The sequence below is a fragment of the Herbivorax alkaliphila genome, from assembly GCF_030848475.1.
In the GTDB taxonomy this organism is placed as follows: Bacteria; Bacillota; Clostridia; order Acetivibrionales; family Acetivibrionaceae; genus Herbivorax.
Genome location: NZ_JAVDDS010000027.1, coordinates 1 through 18475, shown reverse-complemented (window position 1 = coordinate 18475; position 18475 = coordinate 1). Strand labels below are relative to the sequence as shown.

The 18475-nt window shown below is 31.6% G+C and carries 19 protein-coding genes; 3 read left to right on the top strand and 16 right to left on the bottom strand.

The window, feature by feature from the left end; all coding sequences use genetic code 11:
* From cobI to RBH29_RS10940, 4 genes are read right to left on the bottom strand one after another with little or no spacing between them, the layout of a single operon-like run.
* Complete coding sequence (gene cobI, locus RBH29_RS10955; RefSeq protein WP_306696866.1) at nucleotides 1–708, bottom strand: precorrin-2 C(20)-methyltransferase; 708 nt, start codon at nucleotides 706–708, stop codon at nucleotides 1–3.
* The gene (gene cbiE, locus RBH29_RS10950; protein WP_306696865.1) at nucleotides 708–1922 is read right to left on the bottom strand and encodes a precorrin-6y C5,15-methyltransferase (decarboxylating) subunit CbiE; all 1215 of its coding nucleotides are present in this window, start codon (nucleotides 1920–1922) and stop codon (nucleotides 708–710) included. Before cbiE ends, cobI begins: the two co-directional genes overlap by 1 nt.
* Nucleotides 1923–1961: 39 nt before the next feature.
* A complete protein-coding gene (gene cbiD / locus RBH29_RS10945) occupies nucleotides 1962–3053 on the bottom strand; it encodes a cobalt-precorrin-5B (C(1))-methyltransferase CbiD (RefSeq protein ID WP_306696864.1) in 1092 nt (363 codons plus the stop codon).
* Between the two features lie 6 nt (nucleotides 3054–3059).
* The gene (locus RBH29_RS10940) at nucleotides 3060–3689 is read right to left on the bottom strand and encodes a precorrin-8X methylmutase (RefSeq protein ID WP_306696863.1); all 630 of its coding nucleotides are present in this window, start codon (nucleotides 3687–3689) and stop codon (nucleotides 3060–3062) included.
* Between the two features lie 374 nt (nucleotides 3690–4063).
* Here RBH29_RS10940 and RBH29_RS10935 point away from each other — a divergent pair, with 374 nt between their 5' ends.
* Both RBH29_RS10935 and RBH29_RS10930 read left to right on the top strand, forming a co-directional pair.
* Nucleotides 4064–4987 carry a M23 family metallopeptidase gene (locus tag RBH29_RS10935; RefSeq protein ID WP_306696862.1) on the top strand — a complete coding sequence of 308 codons (924 nt, stop codon included), beginning with the start codon at nucleotides 4064–4066 and terminating at the stop codon, nucleotides 4985–4987.
* Nucleotides 4988–5085: 98 nt separating this feature from the next.
* A complete protein-coding gene (locus RBH29_RS10930) occupies nucleotides 5086–5502 on the top strand; it encodes a bactofilin family protein (protein ID WP_306696861.1) in 417 nt (138 codons plus the stop codon).
* 16 nt (nucleotides 5503–5518) lie between these two features.
* Here the strand turns inward: RBH29_RS10930 and yunB are convergent, their stop codons facing one another.
* Together yunB and RBH29_RS10920 are read right to left on the bottom strand one after the other, a co-directional pair.
* Nucleotides 5519–6208: a sporulation protein YunB gene (gene yunB / locus RBH29_RS10925; protein ID WP_306696860.1), complete on the bottom strand. Its 690-nt coding sequence runs from the start codon at nucleotides 6206–6208 to the stop codon at nucleotides 5519–5521.
* A gap of 63 nt (nucleotides 6209–6271) precedes the next feature.
* Entirely contained in the window at nucleotides 6272–6727 is a 456-nt protein-coding gene (locus tag RBH29_RS10920) for a helix-turn-helix domain-containing protein (protein WP_306696859.1), read from the bottom strand.
* Between the two features lie 271 nt (nucleotides 6728–6998).
* Here RBH29_RS10920 and RBH29_RS10915 point away from each other — a divergent pair, with 271 nt between their 5' ends.
* Nucleotides 6999–9458 carry a transglycosylase domain-containing protein gene (locus tag RBH29_RS10915; RefSeq protein WP_306696858.1) on the top strand — a complete coding sequence of 820 codons (2460 nt, stop codon included), beginning with the start codon at nucleotides 6999–7001 and terminating at the stop codon, nucleotides 9456–9458.
* 130 nt (nucleotides 9459–9588) lie between these two features.
* Here the strand turns inward: RBH29_RS10915 and RBH29_RS10910 are convergent, their stop codons facing one another.
* The 10 genes from RBH29_RS10910 to RBH29_RS10865 all read right to left on the bottom strand — a co-directional run bounded on the left by RBH29_RS10910 (nucleotide 9589) and on the right by RBH29_RS10865 (nucleotide 18436).
* Nucleotides 9589–10725, bottom strand: coding sequence for a TolC family protein (locus RBH29_RS10910; protein WP_306696857.1), 1137 nt, complete (start codon nucleotides 10723–10725; stop codon nucleotides 9589–9591).
* Between the two features lie 18 nt (nucleotides 10726–10743).
* Nucleotides 10744–11925 carry a TolC family protein gene (locus RBH29_RS10905; RefSeq protein ID WP_306696856.1) on the bottom strand — a complete coding sequence of 394 codons (1182 nt, stop codon included), beginning with the start codon at nucleotides 11923–11925 and terminating at the stop codon, nucleotides 10744–10746.
* Nucleotides 11926–12012: 87 nt separating this feature from the next.
* Entirely contained in the window at nucleotides 12013–12837 is an 825-nt protein-coding gene (gene proB, locus RBH29_RS10900; protein WP_306696855.1) for a glutamate 5-kinase, read from the bottom strand.
* 150 nt (nucleotides 12838–12987) lie between these two features.
* Nucleotides 12988–13704, bottom strand: a complete 717-nt coding sequence (locus RBH29_RS10895; RefSeq protein ID WP_306696854.1) for an ATP-binding cassette domain-containing protein — start codon at nucleotides 13702–13704, stop codon at nucleotides 12988–12990.
* Entirely contained in the window at nucleotides 13688–14905 is a 1218-nt protein-coding gene (locus RBH29_RS10890; protein ID WP_306696853.1) for a hypothetical protein, read from the bottom strand. Before RBH29_RS10890 ends, RBH29_RS10895 begins: the two co-directional genes overlap by 17 nt.
* Nucleotides 14906–14957: 52 nt before the next feature.
* Nucleotides 14958–16145 (bottom strand): hypothetical protein, encoded by a 1188-nt coding sequence (locus RBH29_RS10885; RefSeq protein ID WP_306696852.1) that lies wholly within the window; start codon nucleotides 16143–16145, stop codon nucleotides 14958–14960.
* 10 nt (nucleotides 16146–16155) lie between these two features.
* A complete protein-coding gene (locus tag RBH29_RS10880) occupies nucleotides 16156–16896 on the bottom strand; it encodes a hypothetical protein (protein WP_306696851.1) in 741 nt (246 codons plus the stop codon).
* A gap of 127 nt (nucleotides 16897–17023) precedes the next feature.
* Nucleotides 17024–17404 carry a GntR family transcriptional regulator gene (locus RBH29_RS10875; protein ID WP_306696850.1) on the bottom strand — a complete coding sequence of 127 codons (381 nt, stop codon included), beginning with the start codon at nucleotides 17402–17404 and terminating at the stop codon, nucleotides 17024–17026.
* Between the two features lie 135 nt (nucleotides 17405–17539).
* Nucleotides 17540–18082: an LOG family protein gene (locus RBH29_RS10870; RefSeq protein ID WP_306696849.1), complete on the bottom strand. Its 543-nt coding sequence runs from the start codon at nucleotides 18080–18082 to the stop codon at nucleotides 17540–17542.
* Nucleotides 18083–18091: 9 nt separating this feature from the next.
* Entirely contained in the window at nucleotides 18092–18436 is a 345-nt protein-coding gene (locus RBH29_RS10865) for a hypothetical protein (protein WP_306696848.1), read from the bottom strand.
* Nucleotides 18437–18475: the final 39 nt, after the last annotated feature.

Sequence of the window (18475 nt, the reverse complement as noted above, 5' to 3'; positions counted from 1 at the left end):
CTACTTTTCTCCATTTCTCTTTATTATAAGTGTTGTAAAATAACTAAGATTCTGTTTCTCTAATTTTTTAACATTTCTTTCGACCATTTGATCTTCCATTCCACATTTTGAGACAAGAACAGCATTATTAAGAAGCCCCTTTTCTAAAAGCTTTTCATTTATATAAGAAAGATTTTTTGCAACCTTCATCATTACTATATTATCAAAAGAATCAAGTATTGTGTCAAAATTATCACACTGATAAGAAGAAGGTATTATTGCAATAGTTTCACGATTTTCAGCAAGACTTATACCTGCTTGGGCTGCCGATGCGCAAAAGGAAGTAACTCCAGGTATTATTTCTACATCATATCCTCTTTCAACTAACTGCCTGTGTATATACATATAGGTGCTGTATACAGATGGATCCCCAAGAGTTATAAATGTTACATCTTCTCCCTCATCAAGCTTTAAAGCTATATCATCTGCTGCTTTTCCCCAACTTTTTAAAAGTTCTTTGCTGTCATGGGTCATTGGAAAAACAAACTCCATCAAATTGTATTTATCTATCAAAAAATTTTTTGCTATAGAAAAAGCAACACTTTCTTTTTCCTGATAAGATTTTGGAACTGCTATATTTTTAGATTTTTCAAGTATTTTTTTAGCCTTTAGTGTAATAAGTTCTGGATCCCCTGGACCTACGCCCACCCCGTAAAGCCTTCCTGTCATTATTCTCCTCCTAAATCTCCACATATTATATTTACTGGATTTAATGCTTTCATTATATGTTTTTCCCCTGCCTTTATACCTTTAGAAACACTAATTCCTGTTATTTCAATGTTAGAAAACCCATTGTCTTCAAGGCTTTTTAAAGCTTCATATGTAGACTCTGGTGTTATTGCATTAATTACAATCCTTACCTTATCACACTTTTTAGCTATCCAGCATATTATTTCATCCATATTCCCACCTGTTCCTCCAATAAACACATTTTGAGCTGGAGGTAATTCATCAATTTTAAAAGGTGCTTCTTCCTCTATAACATTTACATTTAAAAGTCCAAACTTCTCTATATTTTTGTTTATAATATCTACAGCATCACTATTTTTTTCAATTGCATATACCAAACCCTCTTTTGCTAATAGTGCACATTCAACTGATACTGAGCCTGTTCCGGCTCCAATGTCATAGACAATACTTCCCCCTGTAAGTTTTAGCTTTGATATTGATACTGTTCTCACTTCCTCTTTTGTCATAGGTACATTGCCACGTATAAACATACTATCTGGAATACCTAAAAAGTTGTATTGATAATTATCCTTGTTTTCAATAATCATCACAGATAAAGAATCAAAAATAGCATCTTTAAGTTCTTCTAAAGTGCCTTGTGTCACTTTTTCATTTTCATATGAAAGATTTTCACCTATAGTAATATAAAGATTTTTTAGTCCCCTTTTACAAAACATCTTACAAAGGCTTTGAGGTGAATTTTTAGAATCTGTAAATAGTGCAACCTTTTTATTTTCTTTTACTATTTTCAATAAATTATTATTATCCCGTCCATGAACACTTGTTATATATGCATCATTTAAACTTGTCATTGACTTTGCAGCTAAATATTGAATGGAACTTATAGAGGGAATTACTGAAATTTCACATTCTTTGAGATTGTTTTTTAAAAATTCTGCTATGCCATAGATGTTTGGATCTCCACTGGATAATACAACTATTTTTTTGAAACCTTTTTTTTCATTTATTATTTTTATAATATCTTGAAGGTTCTTTTCTATTTTGTACTTTTCTTTTTTTAGATGCTCAAAGATTTCAAGATTTCGCTTTCCTCCAATTAAGATATCACTTTTATCAATTATCTTTATTCCAGCACTACTTATCATTTCACTGTTTCCAGGTCCAACTCCCACTACATAAACTCTATTTGTCATATTTATCCCCCAAAAGACAAGGGGACGGTTCTCCTGTCTTTATTTTTGAGACAAGAGAACCGTCCCCTTGTCTTTGTCTTCTTTGAATAATACAGCACTAATTTCTATTTTGTTAAAAACATGTTGAGAACACCTTCTCACCGTGTTTTCTGCTATTTTTTCATATACTTTTGTTATACCATATCTATCTATAATATCTGCCGCAGCATCTGTAGTTTTACATTCATATATTCTATGTGTCAAATCTTTTGGTGCACCTTCTAATGCTGCATAGGCAACTAAAATTTCCATTCTTGCATCCGCCACACTGCTATGAGTATTAAATATACCTGCTGAAACTTTAATAAGCTTTCCCATATGTCCTACAACAACCACTTTTTTTATATTGTTTTCTAAAGCTTTATCCAGCATAAAACCAACAAAATTACTCATGGTAATAATATACTCATCACCTATTCCAAATTCATCTTTAACAAAATCTCTACCGTGATTTCCAAATGTAAAGTAAAGCTCCTTTATTCCTTTGGCAGCTGCAACATCAATCTCTAATGAAAGTGCTTCCTTCCAAGCCTCCTGAGACATTGGCTCAACAATGCCTTTTGTTCCTAAAATTGAAATCCCACCCCTAATTCCAAGCTTTGGATTGTATGTCTTCTTTGCTATTTCTTCCCCTCCTGGAATTCTTACAACAATATCTGCTCCCATTCCATCAGGAAGCACCTCTCTTACCTCTTTTTTTATCATTTCCATTGGAACAGGATTTATAGCAGGTTTTCCCACAGGAATTTTAAGTCCGGGCAATGTAACTATACCCACACCTTCGCCAGCATTAATACTTATATTGTTATTACTATTTATACGAACCTTTGCAAAAATCTTAAGTCCTGTAGTAACGTCCGGATCATCACCACCATCTTTTGTTACAGCACATTCTGCACTTTGTTCAAAAAGAGAAATATCTGAAATTGGAAGTGTAAGATTTAGTCCAGAAGGTGTATCGATAGTTACCTTAAAAATTTTATTCCTGTTATAAAGCATCATCACAGAAGCCTTTGCTGCCGCTGCAACACAAGCTCCTGTTGTAAAACCTTTTTTGTGTTTTTTTCTATTAACAGTATGGTAAACACCCACAAAACATCACCTGACCATGTATAAAATAGCATTTATTATTGATGCTGCTACATTACTTCCACCTTTTCTTCCCTCTGAAATTATAAAGGGCACTCCTGCCTTTTTAATGAGCTCCTTTGATTCTACCACATTAACAAATCCAACAGGTACTCCTATCACCAAAGAAGGTCTTACACTTCCTTCTTTTATAAGTTCATATAACTTTATTAAAGCTGTTGGAGCATTTCCAACAACAAATATCCGATTATTTTCATCCTTTGCAGCAGTCTCCATGGAAATTGAAGCCCTTGTGACATTTCGCTCTTTAGCAGTAGCAGCAATTTCCTCATTATCCATATAGCACACTACTTTGCCATCAAAATTTTTTAAAACTCTTTTATTTATACCTGCCTGTGCCATTTTAGTATCGGTGACAATACTACATCCTGATTTAATGGATTCTATACCTTTTTCTAAAGCATTTTCACTAATTTTCAAGGTATCTAGATACTCAAAATCTGCCGTAGTATGTATAACTCTTTTAATTACAGGTTCTTGTAATGAATTAAGTTCTCTATTTCCTATTAATTCGGATATTATCTCAAAACTCCTTTTTTCTATATCCCCAGGTGCTACAATTTTTATATCATCAATCATCTATAATTCTCCTAAAATTTATTACTTAGCCATTCCTTAGGTTTTCCCCTACATTTTTAATCTTTTATTTTACTAAATTTTATCATGTTGCTTTTTATTTGTCTACATTTTATAAAGCTTGTAATTCAGTAAAGTCCTCTATTTTAACTAAGCATAAAAGCTTTAGGAAATTACACACCCGTGAAAGCCTAAACTCAATAATTGAATTAAACTCATTTTTTTGTAGATAATATAAGTATATTAAGAAATTATTAACAAATAATAATGATAAATAAAAATATTTTTTGTTAAAATTTAAATTAACACTTACTTTTATCATTATACAATGGTATAATAATTAGCGATGCATAATAATATCGAAGAAGGCGGTAGTTATGAAAAGGAGAAAAAAAGAAAGACGATATTGGTCCATTATGTTGGTACCACATTCAACAAATGATATTAAAGTATTTAAAATATCAGCAATAAAATATAAACTTATGGCTCTTGGAACAATTATTGCTACAATCATTATATGCACTAGCCTCACTGTTTCATCACTTATTAGTGAAAACGAAAATTTACATAGTGAAATAGCTCAGGCAAACAAACTAGGCGAACAACAGGCACTTTTGATAGAAGAAAATGAAAATGAAATATCTGAACTTGAACGACAAAGAGTCACTCAAAGTAAAATGACTGAGGAGTTTAAATCTTTATATAAGGATTTAACACATACTTACATAGAAGAAAACATGGATAATGTTGTTGCCAGCAGGTCTTCTGGACGCAGTGATCGTGAATTTGTAGAAGATGCAAGCAAGCTTAAGTCAATATTAGAGGATTTAGAAAAAATAAATCATTCTGAACCTGAAATTGCAACTGATTTAGAAAATACACAGGAAAAACTATCAGAGTATATGAACGTCGTCCCTACTTTATGGCCTACAACTGGCAGTGTATCTTCAGGTTTTGGATATAGAACGGATCCTATAAGTTTTACTAGAAGATTTCATCACGGGATTGATATATCAGCTCCCCACGGTCGTGAAATTAAGTCTTCTGCCGATGGAAGAGTGATTTTATCAGACTGGCATGGCAATTATGGAAAAACTGTAATAGTTGATCATGGTCGCGGCATAACAACACTCTATGCCCATTGTTCAGAACTTCTCGTTAACGTAGGGGAAACAGTCAGCAAAGGCGATGTTATAGCTCACGTTGGAAGTACTGGAAGAAGCACTGGAAATCATTTGCATTTTGAGATACGAGTTAACGATACTGCAATAGATCCTATGGAATATTTAGATCCAATGTAAAATCTATTTGTTCAAAAGCTGGATTAAGATAAATCCTTAAAAATAAAGGGACAATGTATTTAAAAATTTATTAATTGCATAAATTAGGAGGTCTAAGTGTGTTTGATAAAAAAGATATTAAGTCACCTGATAAATTTGATACCCTTATAGGTAAAAACACAACTTTTCAAGGTAACATTAAGACAGAGGGTACAATCAGGATTGATGGAAAAGTACAAGGAGAATTAAAAGTTAATGGAGATGTATATATAGGAAAAGACTCAGAGATTATCGGAAATGTTTTTGCAAATGATGTTTTTCTTTCTGGCAAAGTAGAAGGAAACATAGAAGCAAATGGTCTGTTAAATGCTCTGCCTACTGCAAAACTCTATGGTGATATTTTAGTTCAAAACCTTATAACTTCTGAAGGAAGTGTGTTTGAAGGCAAATGTAAAATGATAGAAAAACAAGATAATGACTCTAAAAAAAACAGTCAGAAAAAAACTAAAAACACTGTATCTTCTGAAAAAAAATAATTTTTATCGCAGATAATTAATCTAATATTTTCTCAATGCCTTCAAAATTCATGTAATATTGGGGAACATCTCCTACAATAACAGTTTCGGCTATAGGAATGCTTGTCGTTACTTTAGTTGTTTGCTCTGTAAATGGTACAGCTATACCAACTTTAGTCTCAACAAGGAAATATATACGATGTTTTGTCTGATTAATACCTGCACTAACAAATTCTGATCTAAAGTCTGTTTCTACGCTTCCTGCAGGTATTATTTTAATATTTACACGTGGTCCTCTTGCAGAAAAAATTGAATTACCTGTAACAACTCCAACAGGAATTCCAATTTTTTCATCACCTATTGAATCTAACTGCTCTTGAATATCAAGCGTAACTTCAGAAAATATTCTATTTAGTTTTCCGACATCTGTCTGTATTGAGTTGATTTTTTTAAACTCATCTTTATTAATTTTTACAATTTCTTCATAATCTATTTCTTCAGGAAAGTTATCATAAACGGCTCTGGCTACAGAATTATTTATTATTGACTTTACCTTATGATCAGAAAATTCCATAAAGCTTGAGCTAATAATATTTTCTACATATAGAAAAATCAAAATAACTATAGCCAGCGTGATTAAAGGAAAGGCATAACTATGTAATCTCCGCCTATTTCTTCTAGCATACCACAATCTATTATAAAGATTGGTTTTTTTTCTTCTTTTCATAAAAAAACCCTCCTCACCAATTATATATATGATAATAAAGGGTCGTTTTGTGAAAATATTTATTTAAAGTTTTTTGATAATTTGAAATGCCATATATCTTTTTAAAATAGTTTCAATCTGGATATAAATATCTTCTAAAAATAAATGATATAATTCTTCATTTTCTATAAGATATTTACACTCTAGTGATTTGTCAATAATATCACACATTTTTTTTTGCACTTCTTTATGCTCTAACACCTTAGAGTTTCTCTCTTTTGCTAAAATAAGCTTTAAAAGAGGTGGAATTATAAAATTTAAATTTTCCTTTGAATTTTCTAAACCCAAAAGCATATCTAAATCAATTTCAAGCTCTTTTATTATTTTTAACAATATTTCTAATTTAGGATTTTTCTTGTATCCATTTTCAATTTGTGAAAGATAACCCGGCGTTATTCCAACAATTTGAGCAAAATTTACAAGAGAATATTTTTTCTCTTCTCTCTTAGCCTTTATAAGCTCACCAACTTTAATTTCCATATTGACACCTCTTTAGGCTTTTTATTTTGAGTAAAAAGATACTTATTAAACACCACTAGTATAAGTTTATACAATATTATATTTTTTTTCAATATTAAATAAAAATTTTAGTGATATAATTTATGTGAAGAATAAATATGACAGTTTTTTTTATTCTCAATATCAGTATTTATATGTTATAATGTAAGAAGCCAAAATAAATATCAGCTGAAACTGACGTGATTGTTGCTAAAAACTTATAAAATTTTTAAATATGGAGGAGAATAATTTTATGAAGTCTAAAAATACTTCCAATAGGAAACGTAAAAGCAACAAAAAGAAGATTGTAAAATTTGCCTTTAGGTTTTCTTTTTTAGTTTTTAAAATGTTACTATTAATTTGCGTTACCATATCATTCTCATTGGCTGGAGTTGCAGGAGGTGTGGGTTTTGCATATATTCAAAGTGCGGAAAAATTAACTCCTGATCAATTGACATTAGATGGATTTACATCTCATGTCTATGACACCAATGGAGAAATTATCGTTCCACTTCAGGGATCTAAAAACAGAGAAATGGTTGACCTTAGAGATATTCCTGATGATTTGAAAAATGCCTTTATTGCTATAGAGGATAGACGCTTCTTTGAGCATCCAGGCATAGATTATAGAAGAATAGCCAGTGCGGTAACTTCAGGAGGCTCTCATGGTGCCAGTACAATTACTCAGCAGGTTATTAAAAATATTACTGGAAATGACGAAAGATCTGTGGAACGTAAAGTACAGGAATGGTGGATAGCCATGCATTTAGAACAAAATTTAAGTAAAGATCAAATACTGGAACTTTACTTGAATTTAGTTTATCTAGCACAAAACTGTTATGGAGTTCAATCTGCGTCTAGAACATACTTTGACAAAGATGTAAGCGAGCTTACTCTTGCAGAATCAGCAACTTTAGCCGGCATAACTAGAAGCCCGGCATACTACGACCCATTTACTACAAGTGGAAGGGAAAATAATAAAGAACGTCAGGAATTAATATTAAGTGTAATGCACGAACTTGAATACATAACTGAAGATGAATATAAACAGGCAAAAAATGAGGAACTTCAGTATGCAGATTCTAACAGGCGTTCAGCTGATGTTATCACAAACCAATCATATTTTGTTGATCAGGTTATTACAGATGTTATGAATGACCTTATGGAAGAAGGACATTCTAGAGAATCAGCCTACAGAACTATTTATAATGGTGGAGTAGAAATACATACCACTGTAGATCCCACAATTCAACAGGCAATGGATGAGGTATTTCTTTCAGAAGAACACTTTACAAACGTAAATACTACAACTTCCATGCCTCCTCAAGCTGCTATGACTATCATCGACCCTACAAATGGTCATATTAAAGCTCTATACGGAGGTGCTGGTGAAAAAATAGGGTCACCACTAAACAGAGCTTCAAGTTCTCAAGTTAAAAGACAGCCTGGTTCTACTTTTAAATCCCCTGTAGTATACGGTCCTGCAATTAATGAGAGAAAAATAACTGCTGCAACAGCTATAGATAATATACCAGTGTATCTTAACCCATCAGACGAGACCGAAAGGTATCCACGTAATTACAGTTGGAATTATACTGGACTAAGTACCGCTAGATATGCTCTGGCACGATCATTTAACGTGTCGGCTGCAAGGGTATGGGATGAATATTTAGAGCCTGAAATAGCACTTGACTATTTAAAGAAAGCAGGAATTGATAGAACTGATGAAACATATTTATCAATAGCTTTGGGAGGGCCTCGTGATGGAATAAATCCTCTTCAGTTGGCTGCTTCATATGTCCCATTTGCAAATAAAGGACTTTATTTTGAACCTGTTACTTATACAAAAGTTTTAGATATAAACGGAGATGTTTTGCTTGAAAACAAACCTGAAAGCACTATAGTATACGATGAAACAACCGCTTTTATTATGACTGATATGATGAAAGATGTAATGACATACGGTACTGGTGGGGCAGCTAGATTTTCAAACGAAATGCCTTTAGCTGGTAAGACAGGTACTACAAGTAAAAACTATGATAAATGGTTTGTTGGATATTCTCCTTATTATGTTGGTGCAACTTGGTATGGATATGACCAGAACACCAGTATAGAAAGCTCTGAACAAGGTAGAGCTAACGCCATATGGCATGATGTCATGAAGAACGTTCATGAGAATTTAGAAGTAAAGCAATTTGAAGAACCTCCTGGAATTGTCCGTGAAACTATTTGTACTAAATCTGGTAAGCTTGTGTCAGAATTGTGCTCTCAAGATCCTAGTGGTTCTACAGTCAAAACGGAAATTTTCATAGCAGGAACTGAGCCTAGGGATGAATGTAATGTACACGTTAAAGTAAATGTATGCGAAGAACACATTGACGAAGATGGAAGACCTTATTTAGCTTCCCACTATTGTCCTCCATCTTCTACAACTGAAAGGGTATTTGTAAGACGTCCTGTACCTGTAAATCCAAGTGACTTTGCAGAGGTAGAAGATAGTATCTACGAAGTTCCTACTGACTACTGCCCAGAACACGATGATCCATTTGCCCTTTTTAGAAGAAATAATGATAATGATGAAGATGAAGATGATAATGATGATGACAATGGTGATAACCGTAGTCGTCAAAATGGATTCTCAAACAATCAGGAAGATCGAAATGATAGAGATAATGCAGACAACGACGAAAATGATAACCATTCAGACAATTAGATTTATAAAAAGAAGGGGGCTTGTGCCCCCTTCTTTCTATTTTGAAAACTTTATAAATTTTTTAAATCCACCTAAAGATATATTTATCTTTAAGAGCAAGTCTATATATGCTAGCTTCCCTAACAATAAGTTACTTATATAACGCTTCAAACTCATCTTTTATAACATTGTAACTATGTATAGCAGCATATTTATCATAAATTGCTTCAATATAACCCTCTTTTGCATTAAGAAGCTCTTCCCTGCTTATTATGCCTTTTTCAAACTTAAGCTTTTCTGCCTCAAACTTCTCCTTTTGCACATCTGCCCAGTGCATAGCTAAATCAACATTTTCTTCTTCAGTTATTAAATCATTGTATTTGTTTTTAACCTGTACTAGAATGTTTGTTTTAGTATCTTCTAAATTGATTTTTGCAATTTCTAAGTCTAAAACATCTTCTTTGTATGTTGGATGCTCCTCTTCAAAAATATCTTCTGAAATCTCCATAATCATTTGCTGTATCTTTACATCTTTACTTGCCCTATAAAACTCCAGACTTTTTTCCATAGCCTGTTCTATTACCGTATTAACATCAACAGCCTCATCCGTGTTTTGTAAAATAACCATGTCAATATCAGCGTCCAACCCAATCATTGGATTGAAAACAAGCTGATCTTCTATATCTATTGGAGAATCGTCCATCTCAACATTTAAAAGTCTCTTTAATTCAAGATTTAATGCTTCCATATTTTTTTCAGCTTTATTTAAATCAATTTTTTTTGAGCTTACTGCAAACTGGGCATCATGAAAATCATTATCAGTTTTTTTCCCTTCTTTATGTCTAGTCTCTGCCATTTGATATTTTTCTTCTAACATATCAAGTTTTTCTGACTCAAGCTCTATTTCCTTTTCCTGAATTAGTACATCAAGTCCAGCCTTATAAACTTTACGCCTTAAGTCCTCTTCATTTTTTTCCTTTTCTCTTTTTGCATATTCAAGATCTACCTCTGCCCTAAATGGATCTACTTTACTTTGTATTTGATTATCGTATCTTTGACTTCTAGACCTTGAAGGAGTTAAAAACTTGGCATCATCCACTGCATCCTCTAATGCACTTTCTTTAGACTCTATCTGTAAGTCATCAATTGTTGATTGCCTGCTATTTTCTAAAGCCATATTTTGAAACATCTCTATATTAGAAAACATATTACTTTCAACTGCCAAAACAGTTGTAATGGTTAACACTAATGGTATTGTTAAAAACAATCCTGTAACTTTTTTATTCATATCTATCACTCACCTTTCTTAATATGATGGACCTAGGCCTGCTGCCTCTTCTAACTTCATTATTTTTGTATTATAATTATACATAGCCAAATCAAGACCATTTCTTAATTCTTCTAGCCCTAATTGAACTTCATCTATAACAAGTTTTGCTATAAAACCTTGCTCATACTGACTTTCCATTCTTTGATAATTCCTTGTCTGCATATTAAGAGTGTCGTTAAGACTTTGAAGGTTATATCCCTCTTTTTTAACATCTATGTATGCACTTTTTATTTCATTTTCAATATCTATCTTTGCCTGTTCAAGTTGGATTTTTAAACTCTCAAGCTCTCTTAGAGCCTGACTGTAGTCTTTTTGTACTCTAACATAAGTTTCATTGACTCTGTTTTTTTCATAAATTGAAATTTGAAGTTCTGTCATTTCAATTTGACCTTCTAATGCTAGTATTTCCAATCTATTTTCTAGAGCATTTTCAATGTAATTCTCAAGAGGCTGTATCCTAACATCTCTTTTTAATTCCTCAAATAAAAGTTCATCGTACTCAGTATCTACTGAAACCCCTAAGACAGAGTTGAAATTCCTCTTCATATTTTCTAAGTCTCTCAGAGCTCTATCACAATCTTTTTTTGCTTTCAAGTATTGGTGCTGGGATTCTTTAAAATCTATTTTTGAAATAAGTCCATTTTCAAGACGTATATTATTTGCATTATACTTTTTCTCCTCCAGCTCCAATTTTTTCACACTGATGTCATAATTCCTTGAGGTACTTAAAAGCCCTAAATATAAATCTCTTAACGTCAAATCAAGTACTTTTTCTGTTAGTTCTTTTTCCTTTAGTGACATCTGCCATCCAAATCTTTCTGTAAAAGGCATAAGCTTCTTTTGCATAGTCAACATCATTTGTACATCATCAGGATAAGATATAAAATGTTCCATGCCAAACATTTCAATATTTATTCCTTCGGTGTTTATTCCTCTTGAAACTTGTACTGTTTCATTATAGCTATTAAAAACCTTCCTTTCCTCTAACTGTTTTTCTTTTAATGTTCTGTTGTTTTCAATTAATATCTCTTTTGCAATATCATATGACATGACTTTTTTTTCTTCAACTGATGTATTAACTTCTTCAAGCCTTGCGTACGAAGGCACTATTACCGCCAGCAACAAAGCAGTCAAAACAACAGGTATAAATCTTCTCAAATAAGCTCCCTCCTTTAATCTTAGTTCTTTTTCAAATTTTATGTTGTTAACGTAGGCATACTATCCTTTTGACAAAGTAAATATTTTTTATTTTTGCCTTACAAAAAGTGTCCCCACATTTTTGCCCTTTAATATGTCCGATATTATACGTGGATTTTTGCCATTTGCTATAACTAAATTTATTCCTTCTGAAACAGCTATTTTAGCTGCAGACATTTTTGTAAACATCCCACCTGTTCCTCTCTTAGTACCTACTCCTCCTGCACAACTTTCAACTTCAGGGGTTATATTTTCTACTGTAGATATCAGTTTAGAACAGGAATTTTCCCTTGGGTCACAATTATATAAACCATCAATATCAGATAATATTATTAATAAATCTGCATTTACAAGTTCTGACACAATAGCTGACAGAGTATCATTATCTCCAAAAACTCTGTTAATCCCATTTTCCAACTCATCTACAGCTACAGAATCATTTTCATTAACTATTGGAACTATACCTTTTTCCAATAAAGTTTCAAATGTATTAACAACATTTTGTTTACTTTCGATATTTGATGTAACATCTTTAGTAAGCAATATTTGACCAACAATATGTCCATAATCTGAGAAAAACTTGCCATAGATATTCATAAGTTCACACTGTCCAACTGCTGCCACTGCCTGCTTTTCTCTTGTTCTTTTAGGTTTTGACTCAAGCTTTAACTTGCTTACACCTATCCCAACTGCACCTGATGTAACCAGTATAATTTCTTTATCCTGATTTATTAAGTCCGCCAACACTCTTACAAGTTTATCAATCTTTGAAAAATTCATTTTACCGTTTTCATAAGTCAATGTAGATGTGCCAACTTTTACCACCACTCTTTTTGCATTAACCAATTCACGGCGAAAACCGCAGCTTTCCATAATATGCTCCCCTCACTATTACATGTACTATTACCCTTCTATTATACGCCCAAATGTGCCAAATTTCAAAAGATAATTAATGAAAATTTTATTTATAATAATTATACTATCTTAAAATAAAAAAGTCTGATGCTTTTTCTCTTAAGTTCATCAAATTATTTCATCAACTCTGTTTTCATTGTATCTATGTACTTCTTTCATAAGCTGATAGAGGTTTTTTCCATCTTTTTCGAGTTCTTCTATTGATACATCAGCTGCTATTCTGCCTTTTTTCAAAATAACAGCACGGCTTAATACATTTTGAATTTCATCAATAAGGTGTGTCGCAACAATTATACTTTCATCTTCTTTTAAATTTGCAATCATAAGCTTCAAAAAATCTTTTCTTGTAAACACATCTTTACCCATAAATGGCTCATCCATAAGAATATATTTTGCTCCTTTAGAAAAGCCTATTGCCACTTCAAGCTGTGCCCTCTCTCCTCTTGACATATTTTTTACTTTTTTGTCTCTAGGAAGGTTGAAAAATTTAAGAAGCTTATTAAAACGTTTGCTGTCAAAACTATCTAACATGTTTTTATAAAAATCCTCATGTTTTTTTGGAGTAAGATTTCTAAAACAGCTGCCTTCCTCTGTTATAAAAGAAAGCTTTTTGTATGCTTCGACCTCTATAGGGTTTCCATCTAGCGTTACATCTCCTCCCATATTATAATCGACAAGATTCATAATACATTTTAAAAGAGTGGTCTTACCTGCTCCATTATCACCAACTATACCTACAATTTCCCCAGCTCCAACTGAAAAAGATACTTTTTCAATTCCAATATCATTTTCATAATATTTCGTGACTCTACAAAGATTCAGCATGGTTCTCCTCCTCTTCTACCCTATAATTTATATACCTTCTATATGGTTGTATATCTCCAATATTCCCCAAAAGTTTTTCATTAAATTGCATGTTTCGTATATTGTCATCAGATATGTCACTTATAACACGGCCGTAATAAACCTCATCTCCATCTTTATCATATACCAAAAGTTCTAAAATACTTCTAAACTCATTTTGAGCTCCTAAATATCTTTCTTCTTCAGTAGATTTTAAACGCTCCCCTAAAATATAAAATTTATCCTCTATAAAGCTAATCTTTTTCCCTTCTCCACGATATAAATTATTTTCTATTTCAAAATTTCTTTTATCATTTGATACATGACCAAACATTTTAATCTCATCTCCAACATTAAAAGCATATAAATCCCTATTATTAAAATCTAAAACAAGAGTTTCTCCATTAATATATTTCCCTATGACATCAAAATCGTCATACTCACTCTTAGTTGTAAATTTATACTCATCTAAAAATTCATTAGTCTCTACATCAAAACTTTTTAAAGTCATGTGCTCACCATCACTGATTAAAATACATAGCTTGTCATTAACACTAAAAAGTCCTATTAACTGCTTTTTAAAATTTAAAGGGATATCTTTTATCTTTTTAAAACTTTCTTCTTCATCTGAATTAAAATTTATGGCTTCATAAATATATTTTCCCTCGGTATCGTTGTATCTGACTCTAGGTATTATAAAAAAAATCCTTCCATTTAATCCCGCAATATATTTCCAACTCTTACCTAGTATATTGCGTGTAATTGTAAAATGTATAGGGACACTAATTGCTCCCACTCTACGTCTATTATTTATTTTTCCCTTAACAATTCTTAGATTCCCTTCTGAATCCCATGCATAAGTATCTATTTCATAATAATAATTATCGTACCTATAATAATAATTACTCATATATGGTCTGCTTCGCCTATATTCTCTAAAATTTCCAAAGTACTCAAAGCTACTTTTTGTTTTATCTTCTGTTATACTAAAATTAACTAATGAATTCTCATCAATCATTTCACCACTAATTTTTACGCCTTCTAACACCGATTCATCCCCATGAATCGTTTTAAATTCAAAGTTCCAATTGGTCTTAGTAGAATTAATTTTTATAAATCCTGTTGCAAAAACAATAATTATTGCAGCTACAGATACAAAAGTTATATAATATTTTTTAAACATTTCAATCCTCCTAACCTAATTGCTGAGTTTTCAAAATTTCAATTCTATTAAACTAATTCACTTGAAAGGTATAAAAATCAACATAATTTCTCATTGGAGCAACCTCTCCATATTTTTCTTTTAAAAACCTTTCATTGTATTTTATATATCTAATGTTGTCATCTGTTATATCACTTTTAATCTCGCCACGATATATCATTTCTCCACTATTATCATATACCGATAATAACAAAATTCTTTCAGGCAGGCTTACTAAATTAATTCTAGTATATTTTTCACGGTCAAGCTTATATATCTCATCTAAAACATAAAATCTGCCATCTATAAAGTTTATATTTCTTCTGTTAAATTCTATATCAACCTGAAAATTCAAATCTTCCCTCTTCTTTTCTTTAGAGTAACTCTTAATATCTCCTATCTTTTTAATTTCATCTTCTACTTTAAATGCATACATTTTTTCAACCGTTGACAAAATAAAAATATTTTCATACGTATATATTTCATAATTAGAATATGACTCATTTATAATAAATTCATCTATAAATTCCTTGCTCTCTATGTCAAAAATTTCAAAAGTAGTATTATTCCAACCTGTACTAACTAGGCATAATTTATCACCTAAGCTATAAAGCCCCTCAACATTATCCTTTTCTTCTGAAGGAAAGCTTATAAGCTCTTTATAATTTTTTTCATCCTTTTTTCTTTCATTGTTATCCCATTTTACAATTTCATAAATGCCATTATAACCACCACTAGAGCTGTCAGTAGGAATTGTTAAAAATATTCTTTCTAATGTAGTGGTTATATATTTATCAAAATTATCAAATTCACCAAAATGTTTTATATCTACTGGAATTTCAATATGCTCAGATTGAAACAGATCATCGTACCTTCCAATAATAACAGTTTTAATAATAGTCATGTTCGCCATATAATAATGTTGTTTATCTATGACATTCCCATTATGTACATTTTTTACATATTCACATTCACTTCTATTTTTATAATACGTAAATTGACTTTTTGCTTCTTCATATGACAAACTAAAATCAACAACCCCACCTAAATCAAGCATTTTTCCACAAATCTCTATACCTTCTAACACCGATTCATCTCCATGAATGGTTTTAAATTCAAAGTTCCAATTGGTCTTAGTAGAATTAATTTTTATAAATCCTGTTGCAAAAACAATAATTATTGCAGCTACAGATACAAAAGTTATATAATATTTTTTAAACATTTCAATCCTCCTAACCTAATTGCTGAGTTTTCACAAGTTTTATTGCAAGTTTCACAAGAACAAAATCCAGTAAAATTATAGCTGCAAAAACAAATAAAATATTATAACGATAAGAATATAATGGAAACACACTAAACATCAACATGCCCAGCACCCACGGCAAAGGTACAAACATATACTTATATTTTTTGCTTCTTTCAGCTATTGCAACAAATACAGCAAAGATAACAAAAGTTAATAGAATTAATGCTGTTATTACAAAATATAATGTATCAAGTGGAAATAACACTCTTAAAAAATCAGATCTTGTAAAAGCTAAAAGCAATGCATTGTGCACTTTTGGTACGCCATATGTAGAAGCATTATATATTCCATAACATATAAATATACTCCCAAACTGTGCAGCCCAAAGCATAAAAACACTAATTACAGAAGATGCAGTTTTAGAATAAAATATATACTCTCTTTTTTGAGGAAGAGTAAGCAATGCATATATACTTTTTCCATCAACAAAATCTCTATAAAACGAAAATGCAGAAAACACAAGAATAACTCCAAGAGCTAAAACAAACATAATTGGAATACCTGACATACTCAATAACTCTTCAAAACGAAGGTATGAATTCTTGTCAACAGATGACACTAACATTATTGCTATGCTCTGAACTAGAAACATAACCGCTGTGATTATAAGAATCTTTTTAATCTGCATACCGATTTCAAAATTAATTAAATACAGTAGTTTTTTCAAATTACCCACCTCACAATTAATATTTATGGCAATAATCATTGCCTGACAATCCCCCTATGTATCATTCTTTTAATACACTTCATTATCTAAAAAAATTCTATGCATTTATAAGAACTAACTCAATTTTTCAAACTTCATCCCACAGGTCACTTATCATGTCAATAACTTCTTTAAAGGAAAGATTCATTTCCTTTAAAGATAAAATCATCTCTTTTATGTCACTTTCAATTAGACTTTTTCGCATTTTTGCCAGTGACTTTTTACTTAAAGAAATCTTACTGTTGGCATTGCTAGGAGTGATAATAACTCTCTCTTCTTCAAGCTGTTTATAGGTTTTTTGTATTGTATTAGGATTTACATTTAAAATAGAGGCTAACTTACGCCTTGAAGGAAGTTCATCTCCATCTTTAAAGAAGCCAGACAGTATCTGCAGCTTAATGTACTTTACCACCTGCAAATATACAGGTGATTTGTTATCGATTTTAAGTCTTTCAAAGGACATTCCCATATTCCCCTCCAGTATAATCCCTTAACTGTATTATATCTATGATACAGTTTTCTGTCAAGCAAAAAAGACAAGGGGACGGTTCTCCTGTCTCACTTAAGTGAGACAGGAGAACCGTCCCCTTGTCTTTTTGTCTCTTTATGTCTTATCTATGTACTCTATAGCCTCTGATACATTTTCAGTTACAAAATATAACTCTTTACACTCAGACTTTGCAAAACTCTCATCAATAATTTTGTCAAACTGCTTTAAAATATAGTCATAATAATTATTTACGTTTAATATTACAATCGGCTTATTATGATATCCAAGCTGCTTTAGCGTTATTATCTCTAAAAGCTCCTCTAATGTACCAAAACCACCTGGCAAAGCTATAAATGCATCTGACCTTTCATCCATTATTGCTTTTCTTTCCCTCATGTCAAAAGTTTCAATAAGTTCATCACATCTTTCGTATACTATACCACTAATATTTAATGCTTTTGGTATTATCCCTACTACCTTGCCGTTGTTTTCATGGACAGCTCTTGCTGTTTCACCCATAAGTCCAATCATTCCAGCACCAAATAAAAAGGTATCACCCCTTTTGGCTATTTGACACCCTAACTTATATGCAACATCAAAGTAAGCCTTATCTATTAAACAACTTGAAGAACTATAAACACATATAACTTTATTCATACATATCACCTAATATTTCCTTTTATATTTTTTATTTTTAATTTTACTATATCCACTAATATAAATTTTATCATATTCTAAAGAAGATAGACTAAGAAAATTTCTCTCAACAGGTGTCCTTCTCCTTCGCATCCAAACTACCTGCTCAACTTGAGCCTTTTTGCCAGGGTCAAAAAAAGAATGAAGAACAAGTAATGCATTTCCCACTGTAGTACTATATCGACCACTTTTTTCCCCTAAATCATTCTTTTCTGATACAAAAACAGTCACAAGGGATAGAAATCCTATGAAAATTGCAAAAAATACTATAAATACTACCGCTTTAAAAATATTTATCAAAAAAGAACTATCCATATTATCACATCCAATCCTCGTACAGATGATTAATTACAT